12 protein-coding genes are annotated in these 15,542 nt (G+C 65.4%); 4 read left to right on the forward strand and 8 right to left on the reverse strand.

What is annotated here, in order from left to right; translation table 11 throughout:
• Nucleotides 1-77: 77 nt before the first annotated feature.
• Both betB and betI read right to left on the reverse strand, forming a co-directional pair.
• The gene (betB, locus tag ACSYS9_RS10555; RefSeq protein ID WP_071229326.1) at nucleotides 78-1,550 is read right to left on the reverse strand and encodes a betaine-aldehyde dehydrogenase; all 1,473 of its coding nucleotides are present in this window, start codon (nucleotides 1,548-1,550) and stop codon (nucleotides 78-80) included.
• Between the two features lie 38 nt (nucleotides 1,551-1,588).
• A complete protein-coding gene (gene betI, locus ACSYS9_RS10560; protein WP_005416394.1) occupies nucleotides 1,589-2,179 on the reverse strand; it encodes a transcriptional regulator BetI in 591 nt (196 codons plus the stop codon).
• Between the two features lie 170 nt (nucleotides 2,180-2,349).
• Between betI and ACSYS9_RS10565 the strand changes: the two genes are divergently transcribed.
• Nucleotides 2,350-3,900: a BCCT family transporter gene (locus ACSYS9_RS10565; protein ID WP_032129837.1), complete on the forward strand. Its 1,551-nt coding sequence runs from the start codon at nucleotides 2,350-2,352 to the stop codon at nucleotides 3,898-3,900.
• 110 nt (nucleotides 3,901-4,010) lie between these two features.
• Here ACSYS9_RS10565 and acnA read toward each other — a convergent pair whose 3' ends face one another.
• Nucleotides 4,011-6,764 carry an aconitate hydratase AcnA gene (acnA, locus tag ACSYS9_RS10570; RefSeq protein WP_071229327.1) on the reverse strand — a complete coding sequence of 918 codons (2,754 nt, stop codon included), beginning with the start codon at nucleotides 6,762-6,764 and terminating at the stop codon, nucleotides 4,011-4,013.
• Nucleotides 6,765-7,066: 302 nt separating this feature from the next.
• Between acnA and ACSYS9_RS10575 the strand changes: the two genes are divergently transcribed.
• The 3 genes from ACSYS9_RS10575 to acnB are packed head-to-tail and all read left to right on the forward strand — an operon-like array spanning nucleotide 7,067 to nucleotide 10,328.
• Nucleotides 7,067-7,291, forward strand: coding sequence for an AbrB/MazE/SpoVT family DNA-binding domain-containing protein (locus tag ACSYS9_RS10575; protein ID WP_005409505.1), 225 nt, complete (start codon nucleotides 7,067-7,069; stop codon nucleotides 7,289-7,291).
• A gap of 6 nt (nucleotides 7,292-7,297) precedes the next feature.
• Nucleotides 7,298-7,696 carry a type II toxin-antitoxin system VapC family toxin gene (locus tag ACSYS9_RS10580; protein ID WP_071229328.1) on the forward strand — a complete coding sequence of 133 codons (399 nt, stop codon included), beginning with the start codon at nucleotides 7,298-7,300 and terminating at the stop codon, nucleotides 7,694-7,696.
• A gap of 40 nt (nucleotides 7,697-7,736) precedes the next feature.
• Nucleotides 7,737-10,328, forward strand: a complete 2,592-nt coding sequence (gene acnB, locus ACSYS9_RS10585) for a bifunctional aconitate hydratase 2/2-methylisocitrate dehydratase (protein ID WP_071229329.1) — start codon at nucleotides 7,737-7,739, stop codon at nucleotides 10,326-10,328.
• Between the two features lie 143 nt (nucleotides 10,329-10,471).
• Here acnB and ACSYS9_RS10590 read toward each other — a convergent pair whose 3' ends face one another.
• The 5 genes from ACSYS9_RS10590 to ACSYS9_RS10610 all read right to left on the reverse strand — a co-directional run bounded on the left by ACSYS9_RS10590 (nucleotide 10,472) and on the right by ACSYS9_RS10610 (nucleotide 15,529).
• Nucleotides 10,472-11,947 (reverse strand): XVIPCD domain-containing protein, encoded by a 1,476-nt coding sequence (locus tag ACSYS9_RS10590; protein WP_071229330.1) that lies wholly within the window; start codon nucleotides 11,945-11,947, stop codon nucleotides 10,472-10,474.
• Complete coding sequence (locus tag ACSYS9_RS10595) at nucleotides 11,944-12,582, reverse strand: hypothetical protein (RefSeq protein WP_071229331.1); 639 nt, start codon at nucleotides 12,580-12,582, stop codon at nucleotides 11,944-11,946. The genes ACSYS9_RS10590 and ACSYS9_RS10595 overlap by 4 nt, the downstream gene beginning before the upstream one ends.
• 414 nt (nucleotides 12,583-12,996) lie before the next feature.
• The gene (locus ACSYS9_RS10600) at nucleotides 12,997-14,070 is read right to left on the reverse strand and encodes a protein-glutamate methylesterase/protein-glutamine glutaminase (RefSeq protein ID WP_143048253.1); all 1,074 of its coding nucleotides are present in this window, start codon (nucleotides 14,068-14,070) and stop codon (nucleotides 12,997-12,999) included.
• Nucleotides 14,067-14,663 (reverse strand): chemoreceptor glutamine deamidase CheD, encoded by a 597-nt coding sequence (cheD, locus tag ACSYS9_RS10605; protein WP_008264676.1) that lies wholly within the window; start codon nucleotides 14,661-14,663, stop codon nucleotides 14,067-14,069. The genes ACSYS9_RS10600 and cheD overlap by 4 nt, the downstream gene beginning before the upstream one ends.
• On the reverse strand, nucleotides 14,660-15,529 hold the full coding sequence (locus ACSYS9_RS10610) for a CheR family methyltransferase (RefSeq protein WP_050509861.1): 870 nt from the start codon (nucleotides 15,527-15,529) through the stop codon (nucleotides 14,660-14,662). The genes cheD and ACSYS9_RS10610 overlap by 4 nt, the downstream gene beginning before the upstream one ends.
• Nucleotides 15,530-15,542 lie beyond the last annotated feature (13 nt).

The following is a 15,542-nucleotide window of genomic DNA, read 5'->3' on the forward strand; positions in this document are numbered from 1 at the left end:
CGCTGCGTGCAGGCGTCCCGGCGGAATGTCGGATCGGCGCAGTGGCCGGACGAAGGTGCGCGCTCGCGGCGCGCCGATCAGAACACGCTGGCGTAGTCGCCCAGTTCCACCTGCACAGACTTGATGCGGGTGTAGTGGCCGAGGGTGGAAATGCCGTTCTCACGGCCGACGCCGGATTCCTTGTAGCCGCCGACCGGCATTTCGGCCGGCGATTCGCCCCAGGTGTTGATCCAGCAGATGCCGGCTTCCAGGCGGTGGATGATGCGATGGGCGCGGCTGATGTCCTTGCTGACCACGCCGGCGGCGAGGCCGAAGGTGGTGTCGTTGGCACGACGCACCACTTCGTCTTCGTCGTCGTAGGCAAGGATGCTCATCACCGGCCCGAAGATCTCTTCCTTGACGATGGTCATGTCATCGCGGCAGTCGGAGAACACGGTCGGCAGCACGTAGGCGCCATTGGCCAGCGCGCCTTCGGTGGCACGGCCGCCGCCGGTCAGCAGGCGAGCGCCTTCGGCCTTGCCGCTTTCGATGTAGCGCAGCACGTTTTCCATGTGCGGGAAGCTGGTCAGCGGACCGAAGTTGGTCTCGGCGGCCATCGGGTCGCCGATGCGGATGCGCTTGACGCGCTCGACCACGGCGGCTTCGAACGCGGCCAGCATGCTGCGCGGCACGAACACGCGGGTGCCGTTGGTGCAGACCTGGCCGGAGCTGAAGAAGTTGGCCATCACCGCGATGTCGGCGGCGCGGTCGAGGTCGGCGTCATCGCAGATCACCAGCGGCGACTTGCCGCCCAGCTCCATGGTCACTTCCTTCAGCGACGAGGATGCGGCGCTGGCCATGACCTTCTTGCCGGTGGCGACGCCGCCGGTGAAGGAGATCTTCTCGATCACCGGGTGCTCGGTCAGCCACTGGCCGATCTCGCGGCCCGGGCCCTGCACGACGTTGAACACGCCGGCCGGCACACCGGCTTCGGTGTAGATCTCGGCCAGGCGGATCGCGGTCAGCGGGGTCACTTCGGACGGCTTGAACACCATCGCATTGCCGGCGGCCAGGGCCGGGGCCGACTTCCACATGGCGATCTGGATCGGGTAGTTCCAGGCGCCGATGCCGGCGACCACGCCCAGCGGCTCGCGGCGGGTGTAGAAGAAGCTCGATTCGCGCAGCGGCAGCTGGATGCCTTCGATGGCGGTGGCCAGGCCGGCGTAGTACTCGACCACGTCGGCACCGGTGACGATGTCCACGGTGGTGGTTTCGGCCAGTGCCTTGCCGGTGTCCAGGGTTTCCAGGTGGGCCAGTTCGTCGTTGCGCTCGCGCAGGATCTCGACGGCGCGGCGCAGGATGCGCGAACGCTCCATGGCAGTCATCGCCGCCCACACCTTCTGGCCTTCGGCCGCGCTCTGCACGGCGCGTTCGACGTCGGCCTGGCTGGCGACCTGCACTTCAGCGATCACGTCACCGGTGGCCGGGTTCACGGTCTTGAAGGTCTTGCCGCTGGTGGCATCGACGCGCTGGCCGTGGATGTAGAGCTGTTGGACGGGCAGGGTGGTCATGGGGCGTACTCCTTGGAAGGGGGCGGGTGCTGAAGCGCTTATAGCGCGACAGCCTGCAACTGGAAGTCGATGTAGCCGTAAGCAATGCGCCGGGACTTCTCGGCGTTGAACTGGCCGCCGACCAGGCTGCCGCGCAGCCACAGGCCGTCGATCATCGCGGCCAGGCCACGGGCGGCCAGGCGGGCCTGCGGGTGGGGCAGCAGGCGGTTGAACTGGTGGCACAGGTTGGAGAACAGGCGCTGGTCGTTGGCGCGCTGCAGCCGGGCCAGTTCCGGCTGGTGCATGCTGGCGGCCCAGAAGGTCAGCCAGACGCGCATCGCGGTGCCGTTGATCTGGCTGTCGTCGAAGTTGCCGTCGACGATGGCGCGCAGCTGCTCGCGCGGGTCATCGCCAGCGTCGGCACGGTAGCGGGCGACCGCGTCCTTCAGTTCACGCAGGATCTGCCGCATTGCAGCATTGAGCAGGCCGTCCTTGTCGCCGAAGTAGTGGGCGACGATGCCGCTGGACAGCCCTGCTTTCTTCGCGATGGTGGCGACGGTCGCATCGGCCATGCCGATCTCGTCGATGGTCTGGAAAGTGGCCCGGATCAGCTGCTCGCGCCGTACCGGTTCCACGCCTTTCTTCGGCATTGTCTCTCCACGGATTGCGACCCGAAGGATCGGGCTGTCCGCCATTATGCTTTTTATTGATTGAACGTTCAATCAATAAACCCTAGGATGCGCTCGCGCCCCACGCCATGGGCCCGGTTTACCGGTCCGGCCCCGCCCATGTGCCCCCTCGGACTTGATGAGACGACCCCATGTCTTCCCTGGCTCATCCCAAGCGTTCGCCCCTGCGCTTGAACCGTTTTGTCTTCTTCAGCTCTTCGGTGTCGATCGGCATCCTCGGGCTGCTCACCGTTCTTTATCCCGAAAGCAGCGAGCACTGGCTGCAGTGGGCGCAGGCCGAAGTCTCGGCGGCGTTCGGCTGGTGGTACATGCTGCTGATCGTGCTGTGCCTGGGCTTCGTGCTGTGGCTGGCGTTCTCACCGTATGGCCGCATCCGCCTGGGCCACAACGAGGAATCACCGGCGTTCGGTTACGTGGCCTGGGTGTCGATGCTGTTCTCGGCCGGCATCGGCATCGCGCTGCTGTACTACGGCGCCTACGAGCCGCTGGACCACTTCCTCAATCCGCCCGGGCAGCCCGGCGGGACCGTGGCCGCCGGCCGCGAGGCGATGGTGCTGACCTTCCTGCACTGGGGCCTGCACGGCTGGGCGCTGTATGCGCTGGTCGGCGTGGCGCTGGGCTATTTCGCCTACCGCCGCGACCTGCCGCTGGCGCTGCGCTCGGCGCTGTACCCGATCTTCGGTGAGCGCATCCATGGCCGCATCGGCGACATGGTCGATGGCTTCGGCATCCTTGCCACGCTGATCTCGATGGTGACCAACCTCGGCATCGGCGCGCTGGTGGTGCAGTCCGGCCTGGTCTACCTGTTCCACATTCCGGATACGCCGCAGGTGCTGGTGGCAATCGTGCTGGTGATGATGGTGGTGGCCACCATCGGCGTGGTGGCGGGTGTGGAGAAGGGCATTGCCTGGCTCTCCAACCTCAACGTGCGCCTGCTGTGCGGCCTGCTGCTGTTCGTGCTGGTCACCGGCCCGACCCTGCACCTGTTCGATGGTCTGATCCAGAACACCGGCGATTATCTCGGCGCATTCGTGCGCAAGAGCTTCGACATGTACCTCAACGACCCGAAGGGCCGTGAGTGGATGGGCTCGTGGACGCTGTTCTACTGGGCGTGGTGGATCGCCTGGGCGCCGTTCGTCGGTCTTTTCGTGGCGCGCATCTCGCGTGGTCGCACCATCCGCGAAGTGATCATGGGCGTGCTGCTGATCCCGCTCGGCTTCACCCTGGCCTGGCTGTCGATCTTCGGCAACACCGCCATCGACCTGGTGCTCAACCACGGCCAGGCGATCCTGGGGGACGTGGCCCAGCATGATGCGGCGATGACGCTGTTCAAGCTGCTGGAGTACCTGCCCGCCGCGCCGTACGTGGCCGGCGCCGCAGTGGTCATCGGCTTCGTGCTGTTCCTGACTCCGGTCGATTCGGGCACGCTGATGATCGCCAACCTGTGCACCCGTCGCGTTGACGACGGCGTGGAGGATGGCCACGACGCGCCGATCTGGCTGCGCGTGTTCTGGGCGGCCGGCATCACCGTGGCCAGCGTCGGCCTGCTGCTGGCCGGCAACTTCAGTGCGATGCAGACCGCGGTGGTGCTGTGCGGCCTGCCGTTCTCGTTCACCCTGGCGTTCTACATGTGGGGCCTGCTGAAGGCCCTGCGCACCGACCCGGACGCCCCGCGGCGGTAGGTAGCGCCGGGCCATGCCCGGCGAACGCCAAAGCAAAGGGCCGGATCTGTGAGGATCCGGCCCTTTGCGTTTGCTTCCGGGATCCGCCGGGCATGGCCCGGCGCTACCAGTTACTTGGCTGCCAACTGGCGCAGCACGTACTGCAGCAGGCCACCATGGCGGAAGTACTCGACTTCCTTCGGGGTCAGCAGCATCACCGAGACTTCGAAGGTCTTCTTGGTGCCGTCGGCCTTGGTCGCGGTGACCGTAGCGCGCTTGCTGGCACCGTCCTGCAGGCCGGTGATGTCGATCACTTCCGAACCGTCCAGGCCCAGGCTCTGTGCGTTCTCGCCGTTGCGGAACTGCAGCGGCAGCACGCCCATGCCGACCAGGTTGGAGCGGTGGATGCGCTCGAAGCTCTCGGCCACGACCGCCTTCACCCCCAGCAGCAGGGTGCCCTTGGCCGCCCAGTCACGCGACGAGCCGGTGCCGTATTCCTTGCCGGCCAACACCACCAGCGGCACCTTGTCAGCCTTGTACTTCATGGCTGCATCGTAGATCGCCAGCTTCTCCGGCTGGCCGCCGCCGGCCGGGTAGTACAGGGTGTTGCCGCCTTCCTCGCCACCGAACATCAGGTTCTTGATGCGGATGTTGGCGAACGTGCCGCGGACCATCACGTCATCGTTGCCGCGGCGGCTGCCGTAGCTGTTGAAGTCGGCCGGCTGCACGCCGCGTTCCTGCAGGAAGCGGCCTGCCGGCGAGTCCTTCTTGATGTTGCCGGCCGGGGAGATGTGGTCGGTGGTGATCGAATCACCGAACAGGCCCATCACGCGTGCACCGTGCACATCGTCGATGCTGCCGGTCTGCATGGTCATGCCATCGAAGTACGGCGGGTTCTTGATGTAGGTAGAGGCATCGCTCCACTCGTACAGGTTGCCGTCCGGAGAAGCGATGGTGTTCCAGCGGGTATCACCCTTGAACACATCGGCGTAGTTCTGCTTGAACATCTCCGGGCCGATGGTGGCGGCGATGACGTCGCCGATTTCCTTGTTGCTCGGCCAGATGTCGCGCAGGAACACCGGCTGGCCATCGCTGCCGGTACCCAGCGGCTGGGTGGTCAGGTCGATGTCGGTGGTGCCGGCGATGGCGTAGGCCACCACCAGTGGCGGGCTGGCCAGGTAGTTCATCTTCACTTCGGGGTGCACGCGGCCCTCGAAGTTGCGGTTGCCGGACAGTACCGAGGTGACGACCAGGTCGCCGGTGGCGATGCCGGCGCTGACTTCGGTCGGCAGCGGGCCGGAGTTGCCGATGCAGGTGGTGCAGCCGTAGCCGACCACGTAGAAGCCGATCTTCTCCAGCTCCTTCAGTACACCGGCCTTTTCCAGGTAGTCGGTGACCACACGCGAACCCGGCCCGAGCGAGGTCTTGACCCACGGCTGGCGGTTCAGGCCCTTGGCGGCCGCATTGCGGGCCAGCAGGCCGGCGCCGATCATCACCGCCGGGTTGGAGGTGTTGGTGCACGAGGTGATGGCGGCGATGACCACCGCACCGTCCTTCAGCCGCACCTTGCGGTTCTCGATCTCGATATCGGCGAAGCCCTTGGCCAGCTGCTCGTTGCCGACTGCGGCACCGCCGCCTTCATTGACGAACGACGAGACGTCGTCGCTGCGCTTGTCACGGTTGGCGGTCATGCCGACCAGGGCTTCGCGGTAGTTCTTCTGCACGTCTTCCAGCAGCACGCGGTCCTGCGGGCGCTTCGGGCCGGCCAGCGACGGCTTCACCGTGCCCATGTCCAGTTCCAGCGTGGTGCTGTACTGCGCGTGCGGGCTGCCCGGTTCGTGCCACAGGCCCTGCGCCTTGGCATAGGCTTCAACCAGATCGATCTGCTCTTCGCTGCGGCCGGACAGGCGCAGGTAGTTCAGCGACTCGGCGTCAATCGGGAAGATGCCGCAGGTGGCGCCGTACTCCGGGGCCATGTTGCCGATGGTGGCACGGTCGGCCAGCGGCAGGTGCTGCAGGCCGTCACCGTAGAACTCGACGAACTTGCCGACCACGCCCAGCTTGCGCAGCATCTGGGTGACGGTCAGCACCAGGTCGGTGGCGGTGGCGCCCTCGGGCAGCTTGCCGGTCAGCTTGAAGCCGACCACCTGCGGGATCAGCATCGACGACGGCTGGCCGAGCATGGCCGCCTCCGCTTCGATGCCGCCCACGCCCCAGCCCAGCACGCCGATGCCGTTGATCATGGTGGTGTGGCTGTCGGTACCGAACACGGTATCGGGGTAGGCGACCGCCTTGCCGTCCTTGTCCGCCGTCATCACCACGCGGGCCAGGTTCTCCAGGTTCACCTGGTGGACGATGCCGGTGTTCGGCGGCACTACCTTGAAGTTGTCGAAGGCCTTCTGGCCCCAGCGCAGGAAGCCGTAGCGTTCCTGGTTGCGCTGGAACTCGATTTTGCCGTTGAGGTCCAGCGCGTCCGGTTTGCCGAACACGTCGACCTGCACCGAGTGGTCGATGACCAGTTCGGAGGGAATCTGCGGGTTGATCTGCTCAGGCGAGCCGCCGAGCTTGACCACCGCGTCGCGCATTGCGGCGAGGTCGACCACGCAGGGCACGCCGGTGAAGTCCTGCAGGACCACGCGCGCCGGCATGAAGGCGATTTCGGTGTCCGGCTCGGCCGCCGGGTTCCAGCGGGCCACGGCTTCGATGTGGTCCTTGCCGACGGTGATGCCGCCGTCCTCGTGCCGGAGCAGGTTCTCCAGCAGGATCTTCATCGAGTAGGGCAGGTGGGAGATATCGAAGCGCTGGCCCAGCGTGGGCAGGCTGAAGTAGTCGTAGGTCTTGCCGCCGACGTTCAGCTGGCTGCGGGTGGAGAACGAATCGCTCATGCGGGGTAACTCCTTCTTGCGGATGGCTTGCAGTGGCCCGCGCATGGGCGGACCTGCTTGCGGTCGCCGCGGGCCTGACGGCCCCGGTGGTCCCAGTATGAACCCCAGGCTGAATGGATTCATCCGGGCCGGGTTCCGGCCTGCGGCATCGGTTCCAGACTACAGGGGAAGGTGTATGGCGTATGTCACGTTTGTGGCCGATCCTTTGCGAGGCAAGGGCTGGCGGGTTGCCGGTCCTGTTCAGGGTGGAAGTATGCCCGGGGAAGTATGTATAATTTGTGCATACTCTGGAGGGCCTACCGATGGAAGCCACTGTTGCAGAACGCGGACAGATCACCCTGCCCAAGGCGGTGCGTGATGCCCTCGGCCTGACCAAGGGCACGCTGCTGAAGGTCGAGCTGGACGGCAGCCGCATCATCCTGCGCAAGAGTGTTGACGATGCCATTTCACGGGCGCGCGGCAAGTTCGCGCTGGACGGTTTCGAATCGTCCGACGCAGCGGTACGTGCGGTGCGTGACGAGGAATAAGCCGTGATGATCGCCGTCGACTCTTCGGTGCTGGTCGAGCTGCTCAGCAATGGCCCGCAGGCCGATGCCGTGGAAGCCATCCTCAGGCAGAGCCTGGTCGGTGGCCGCGTGGTGGTCTGCGGCGCGACCCTGGCCGAGGTCTGCGCATCGCTGCGTGGCGGTGCCGAGGTGCTCGAAGCGCTGGAAGAAATGGGCGTGCACTTCAACCCGATGGAAGCCAAGTCGGCGCTGCGCGCCGGCGAGATGCACCGCCGCCACCGCCAGCGCAGCGGCAGCCGCCGCAGCCTGGACGAATTCATGGTCGGCGCCCACGCACTGCTGCAGTGCGATGGCCTGATCACCTGGAACGACACGTTTTACCGCGACTACTTCAAGGGCCTGAAGCTGATCGTGCCGCAAGCCTGAGCCCACTTTTTTTCAACCTACGCATTACCCGGGAGTTGTCATGTTGGAAGCCTACCGCCACCACGTCGCCGAGCGCGCTGCGCTTGGCATCCCGCCGCTGCCGCTGAGCGCGCAGCAGACGGCCGATGTCATCGAACTGCTGAAGAACCCGCCGCAGGGCGAGGCCGAGTTCCTGCTCGACCTGCTGACCCACCGCGTGCCGGCCGGCGTCGATGACGCGGCCAAGGTCAAGGCCTCGTACCTGGCGGCGATCGCCCTGGGCAGCGAGCAGAACCCGCTGATCAGCCGCGAGCGCGCCACTGAACTGCTGGGCACCATGCTCGGCGGCTACAACGTTGCCCCGCTGGTGCAGCTGCTGGACGACGCCAGCGTCGGCACCATCGCCGCCAACGGTCTGAAGAAGACCCTGCTGGTGTTCGATGCCTTCCACGATGTGCAGGAAAAGGCCAAGGCCGGCAACGCCAACGCCCAGGCCGTGCTGCAGAGCTGGGCCGACGCCGAGTGGTTCACCAGCAACCCGGAAGTGCCGCAGAGCCTGACCGTCACCGTGTTCAAGGTGCCGGGCGAAACCAACACCGACGACCTGTCGCCGGCGCCGGACGCGACCACCCGCCCGGACATCCCGATGCACGCCCTGGCGATGCTGAAGAACAAGCGCGACGACGCGCCGTTCACCCCGGAAGAAGACGGCAAGCGCGGCCCGATCCAGCAGATCCTGTCGCTGAAAAACAAGGGTCACCTGGTCGCCTACGTTGGCGACGTGGTCGGCACCGGTTCCTCGCGCAAGTCGGCCACCAACAGCGTGCTGTGGTGGACCGGCGATGACATTCCGTTCATCCCGAACAAGCGCGCCGGTGGCGTCTGCCTGGGTTCGAAGATCGCCCCGATCTTCTACAACACCATGGAAGATGCCGGTGCACTGCCGATCGAGCTGGACGTGTCGAAGATGGAGCACGGCGATGTGGTCGAGCTGCGTCCGTACGAAGGCAAGGCGCTGAAGAACGGTGAAGTGATCGCCGAGTTCCAGGTCAAGTCCGAAGTGCTGTTCGACGAAGTGCGCGCCGGTGGCCGCATTCCGCTGATCATCGGCCGAGGCCTGACCGGCAAGGCGCGCGAAGCGCTGGGCCTGGCCCCGACCGATCTGTTCCGCCTGCCGGTGCAGCCGGTCGATACCGGCAAGGGCTTCTCGCTGGCGCAGAAGATGGTTGGCCGCGCCTGTGGCCTGCCGGAAGGCCAGGGCATGCGCCCGGGCACCTACTGCGAACCGAAGATGACCTCGGTCGGCTCGCAGGACACCACCGGACCGATGACCCGCGACGAGCTGAAGGACCTGGCCTGCCTGGGCTTCTCGGCCGACCTGGTGATGCAGTCGTTCTGCCACACCGCCGCTTACCCGAAGCCGGTGGACGTGAAGACCCACCACACCCTGCCGGAGTTCATCTCCACCCGTGGCGGCGTGTCGCTGCGCCCGGGCGACGGCGTGATCCACAGCTGGCTCAACCGCATGCTGCTGCCGGACACCGTCGGCACCGGTGGTGACTCGCACACCCGTTTCCCGGTGGGCATTTCGTTCCCGGCCGGTTCGGGCCTGGTCGCCTTCGCCGCTGCCACCGGCGTGATGCCGCTGGACATGCCGGAGTCGGTGCTGGTGCGCTTCAAGGGCAAGATGCAGCCGGGCGTGACCCTGCGTGACCTGGTCAACGCGATTCCGCTGTACGCGATCAAGTCGGGCCTGCTGACCGTGGCCAAGGCTGGCAAGAAGAACATCTTCTCCGGTCGCATCCTGGAAATCGAAGGCCTGCCGGAGCTGAAGGTCGAACAGGCGTTCGAGCTGTCCGACGCCTCGGCCGAGCGTTCGGCGGCCGGTTGCTCGGTGCGCCTGAACAAGGAGCCGATCATCGAGTACCTCAACAGCAACATCACCCTGCTGAAGTGGATGATTGCCGAGGGTTACCAGGACCCGCGTTCGCTGCAGCGCCGTATCGAGAAGATGGAAGCGTGGCTGGCCAACCCGGAGCTGCTGGAGCCGGATGCCGATGCCGAATACGCTGCCGTCATCGAGATCGACCTGGCCGACATCCACGAGCCGATCGTGGCCTGCCCGAACGACCCGGACGACGTGAAGACCCTGTCCGAAGTGGCCGGCGCCAAGATCGACGAAGTGTTCATCGGTTCGTGCATGACCAACATCGGTCACTTCCGCGCCGCTGCCAAGCTGCTGGAAGGCAAGCGTGACCTGCCGACCCGCCTGTGGGTGGCCCCGCCGACCAAGATGGATGCCTCGGAGCTGACCAAGGAAGGCGTGTACGGCACCTTCGGCGCCACCGGTGCACGCATGGAAATGCCGGGCTGCTCGCTGTGCATGGGCAACCAGGCGCAGATCCGCGAAGGCTCCACCGCGATGTCGACCTCGACCCGCAACTTCCCGAACCGCCTGGGCCGCAACACCAACGTGTACCTGGGTTCGGCGGAACTGGCGGCGATCTGCTCGCGCCTGGGCCGCATCCCGACCAAGGAGGAGTACATGGCGGACATCGGCGTGATCAACGCCAATGGTGCGGAGATCTACCGCTACATGAACTTCGACCAGATCGAGGAATACCAGGACGTGGCCAAGACCGTCGCCGCCTGATGCGGTAACGAAAAGCCCCCGGCTCGCGCCGGGGGTTTTTTGTGAGCGGACGACGCATGGTAGTGCCGGCCGCTGGCCGGCAACCCGTTGAAACGAAGAACCTCCGGTGAAAGCCGGGTTTTTATTGTGCCCGGCCAGGTGGCCTAGCCCATGCGCATCGCGGTTCGGGTCTGCTCCTGGGCGTGGTCTTGCTGACCGACCTGCTGTGCCTGCGCAATCTGTTCGGCCTTGGCGATCGACTGCTCTACCGGCGTATTGATTGCCTCGCTGATCGGAACCGACGCCCGCAGGTGTGCCGGATTGCCCGGTGCTCCCTGAACAACGAACAGGCGAGGGCCCGAGCCATCGCTGGGTGGACTGCCCAGGACCACATGATCAACGCGTTCGAGGCCGCTGCTCTTGGCCGTCGCAAGCAGGCTGGCCGTCATGCGCTCACTGGTTTCATCGAAGCTGCGCCCGTGCCTGGCATCCACGGCGGATACACCATCGCGGATCTGCTGGTAGAGCACATGGTCTGGATGGCCTTCCTTCCTGGGATCCAAGCCTGCCTTGTCCAAGGTTGACTCAATGCTCTCCTGCAATGGACTCCTGGGAGAGAAGCCGGGATTGCCGAGAGAGGGCGAGCCCTTGTCGGTTGCATCCTGGGTCAGTTGCTCCCCCGGCCTGAGCGCATTCTGGGCCCGCTGCTCCGCTTCAGCCTCGCGGCGGGCATATGCACCGGCTTCCTCAATACCGCGCAGGTAATTGACCCCGTCGCGCAGCAGGCCAGGTCCGCCGCCGACCAGCACGGTCGCGCCTGCGCGCAACTGATGAACATCACTGCGGTAGTCGACAATCCGGCGCAGGTCTTCAGGATCTGTGATCCGGGCCTGGGGATTGTCCAGTACAGACTGCACCGGGCCCTTGTCGGTCACGCGATCAAGGAAATGAACCAATCGATGGGAGTCGCCCAACTGGACCGCCACCGCGGCGGACATGACATGGCCGCTTTTCATCCCAGGTGTTCCAAGCGAGGCGATGCGCTGGCCGTGCTCGGCGTTGCGCAGGACCTCCAGTTCCCTGGGCAGCGCATACATCTCGACCTTGCCGTAATGAGGACCGCCCGCACTGACCAGGTCGCCTGCCATCACATGGTTGGTGAAGGGCGCCGCGTTGGCCGGCTGGCCCTCAGGAAGGCGATACGCCAGCCCGGCAGCACCGTAAGGATTGAATGCGTTGCCGGGGAGGTTGTAGTGGTGTGCAGTGATCTGGGCGAGCGCGCCGCCCAGCGAGTGGCCGGTGACGTACACCGGACCATACCCATTCTCTTTAGCCAGATCGATCGCCTGCTTGGTCAGTGCGAGGGCATCACCGAGTTGTGCGTTGACTCTTGCGGTGACCATCGCAGCGTCGATGCCGCCGTCAATCAGAGGCTGGCGATCAAACTCGGTACCGCGATGGGTGACGATTACTTCTTTGGATTCGAGATTATGGTAAATGACGCCTTGGTAGCCGGTGGCGGAGTTTAGGCTGGCCAATACACGATATTCCGTCCCGGCAATGGTAACAATGGCCTTGGGCGCAGGGAGCGGATCCTTGTAGACATGATCTGAGAGGGCTGCATTTGCTCCAGGATTCATTGGGCTGTTCCTTCAGTCCGTGTGGAGATTTCGATTGGGAAGTAATCCTTTCGCTTATCTTGAGGCATCTTCTCGTACCAAGTCGAAGGCTCGGTAGGCGTCCACTCTGGCGATCCCCCTGAAGTCATGGGGCGTAAGGCGCGATGTACGTAGGTAGTAGCGAGTTTCTCGGTTTCAAGCTTTGTGAATGAAGTCCATGCGGTTGCTTGGATAGGGCGATCATCGATGATGAAGGCGAATGAAGCTTCCACGAGCACGGGTGTCCAAGTGCACGGGCCGCGACCGTAATAGTCGGCAACTTCCATGCCATCGTTGAATACAACACTGCTGAATTCAGTGGCACTGAGGCGCTGTGCCTGAAGCTCAACCTTGTGCTGGTTCGGCTCGTACTGCACCCCCTCCCAATTGTTGACCGGAGGGAGACAGAGTGGGTCTATCTCATACGTGACGAAGACCGAAGGAACGGGGACATCCACGGGTGCATCATGGACCCGAATCACAATCGGCAGCGCATCCTTTGGCGCCGGATTCTCGCGATAGACCGGGTATGAGCGTTCCTTGTTGCAGCCCGGAACGGCCATTGTGATCGAGGCGATCAACCAAACGTGAGCAAGGGTCGGGAGAACTTTCAGCATGAGCGGTCCATGTCGCTGCAGGATTTTCCTTGATCCCTGGAACATGCGGTCTCATCACGAACGACGGCGCCCCATCCGGGCAAATGCGACAGGTTGCGCAGTGGGTATTGCCCGTTACCCGGACATCCCTCCCTGCGTACCCGAGCAGCGCGGCCTTGCGGGGTAACGTTCATCGGCGTTCCATTGCTGTGCGATACCTGACTATACGACCCGCTCCAGCCGCGCTCCAAGTCGGTGTCCTGCGGGCCTCCCGTTTGGCGCGCATGGCTTGCGGCAGGGTCCAGCCTCGAGCAGCGCCGTTGAAACATCAATGGTCGAAGGTGCTGCCGGCGGATCGGCAATTGCGCCTGACGTCTCTTGGAGGTGTCCAGCAGGGTGCAGAGCCGAGCGTGGGCTCGGCTCTACAGAGGCCTGTCAGCCGCGGGCGAGGGCCAGCAACCGCTCGGCAATCCGCTCCAGCGGCACCTGCTCTTCGGCAGCGCCGAGCTTGAAGGCGGCACCGGGCATGCCCCAGACCACACTGGTGGCCTCGTCCTGCACCAGCGTCGGGGCGCCGGCCTGGCGCATCTCCAGCAGGCCACGGGCGCCGTCATCGCCCATGCCGGTGAGAATGGCGCCGATGGCGTTGCCGCCGGCGTTCTGCGCGACCGAGCGGAACAGCACGTCCACCGCGGGCTTGTGCCGGTTCACTGCCGGGCCGTCGTCGACCCGGCAGCGCCAGCGTGCACCGTCGCGGATGATGCGCAGGTGCTTGCCACCCGGTGGCAGGTAGGCGTGGCCGGGCAGCACTGCTTCGCCGTCGCTGGCCTCACGCACTGCCATGGCGGAATGGCGATCCAGTCGTTCGGCGAAGGCCGTGCTGAAGCTGGCCGGCAGATGCTGGGTCATCACCACGGCCGGGCCATCGGCGGGCATGCCTTCCAGCACCACGCGCAGGGCCTCGGTGCCACCGGCCGACGAGCCGATCGCGATCAGGCGGTCGGTGGTGCGGAACTGGGGCGTGGCGGGACGCATCGCCGGGGCGGCGTCCAGTGTCAGTTTGGGCAGGGCGGCACGCACCAGCGGGCGCACACGCGAGCGCGCCGCCATCTTCACCTTGGCGATGATCTCGTCGGCGTAGGCCTGCAGGCCGCGCGCCACGTCCAGCTTCGGCTTGGAGACGAAATCCACAGCACCCAACGCCAGTGCCTGCAGGGTGGTGTCGGCGCCGCGTTCGGTCAGCGAGGAGATCATCACCACCGGCAGCGGGTGCAGGCGCATCAGGTTTTCCAGGAACGCCAGGCCGTCCATGCGCGGCATTTCCACGTCCAGGGTGATCACGTCCGGGGCCAGGCGCTTGATCTTCTCGCGCGCCAGCAGCGGGTCGGCGGCGGTGCCGACCACGTCGATGGACGGATCGCTGGACAGGATTTCCGTGAGCATCTGGCGCACGACGGCGGAGTCGTCGACGATCAGGACCCGGCAGGGGGCGTTGCCGGTCAGGGTCATTCGAACAGCTCCACGCCACCGGTGACCGGGGCCTTGGACAGGCGTGCACGCACGGCCGATTCGGTCGCGGCCACTTCGGCTTCATGGGCATGCGGCAGGCGCTGCACCACCACGCGGCCGGTATCGGCGAAGAACCAGATCTTGCGCGGATGGATGCCGCACAGATCCTCGGCGATGATCGGGATGTGCTCGGCCTGCAGGTACTGGCGCACGAACTCGGCGTTGCGGGTGCCGACCGGGTTGCTGGTGAAACCCTTCAGCACGTTGGCACCACCGAACACCTTGGCTTCGATGCGCTTGCGGTGTGCGCCGCGCTTGAGCATGTCGTTGATCAGCAGTTCCATCGCATAGCTGCCGTAGCGCGCGGGTGCTCCGTCGCCGGCGTTGCCTTCGGGCAGCAGGAAGTGGTTCATGCCGCCGATCTTCAGCACAGGGTCGCGCAGGCAGGCCGCCACGCAGGAACCCAGCGTGGTGGTCAGCGCAGTGGTGTCATCGACCACCAGGTACTGGGTCGGCAGCAGCTTGGCCGCAATGGTCTTGAAGCGCGCGTCCTGGTAACGCATCACATCATCGGTGCGCAGCGATGCGTTCATGCGCCTGCCTTTGCCGCACGGCGGTACAGGGTGCGTCCGCAGGGCTGGATCAGGTCGGCGGCATGCAGGTAGTTCTCCGAGTGGCCGGTGTAGAGCAGGCCATCGTCGGACAGGTGCTGCACCAGCCGGCCCAGGATCGCGCGCTGGGTCGGCTTGTCGAAGTAGATCATCACGTTGCGGCAGAACAGCGCGTCGAACGGGCCGCCGACGTCGTAGCGCGGGGCGAGCAGGTTCAATGGGCGGAACTCGATCAACTCGCGCAGCGCCGGCAACACGCGGCACTGGCCCTCGTTGGGGCCGCTGCCGCGCTGGAAGTAGCGGCGGCGCAGATCCGGATCGAGGCTGGTGACGCGGTCGATGTTGTAGACGCCACGGCCGGCCGTGGCCAGCACCTGGGTATCGACGTCGGTGGCGATGATGCGTACCGGTGGCTTCAGCGTGCCGAAGGCTTCGCAGGCGGTGATCGCCATCGAGTAGGGCTCTTCGCCGGTGGAGGCGGCGCACGACCACAGCAGCAGCGGCGTGCGGCTGGAGCGCTGCTGCAGCTCCTCGCGCAGCTTGTCGAAGTGGTGCGGCTCACGGAAGAACGAGGTCAGGTTGGTGGTCAGTGCGTTGGTGAACGCCTGCCACTCGTCACCGTCTTCCTGCTCCAGATGGTCCAGATACTGCTGGAAGCTGCGCATGCCCAGCGTGCGCAGGCGGCGCGACAGGCGGCCATAGACCATGTCGCGCTTTGCCGGGGCGAGGGCAATGCCCACGCGCTGGTAGATCAGGTCGCAGACGCGGCGGAAATCACGGTCGGCGAACTCGAATTCGCGTGGGCCGGTGACGATGGGAGTAGGACTTTGCACGGGGGACGTGTCCATCGGCAGAGGCGGC

The sequence above is a fragment of the Stenotrophomonas sp. STK17_22 genome, assembly GCF_051983905.1.
In the GTDB taxonomy this organism is placed as follows: domain Bacteria; phylum Pseudomonadota; class Gammaproteobacteria; order Xanthomonadales; family Xanthomonadaceae; genus Stenotrophomonas; species Stenotrophomonas maltophilia_A.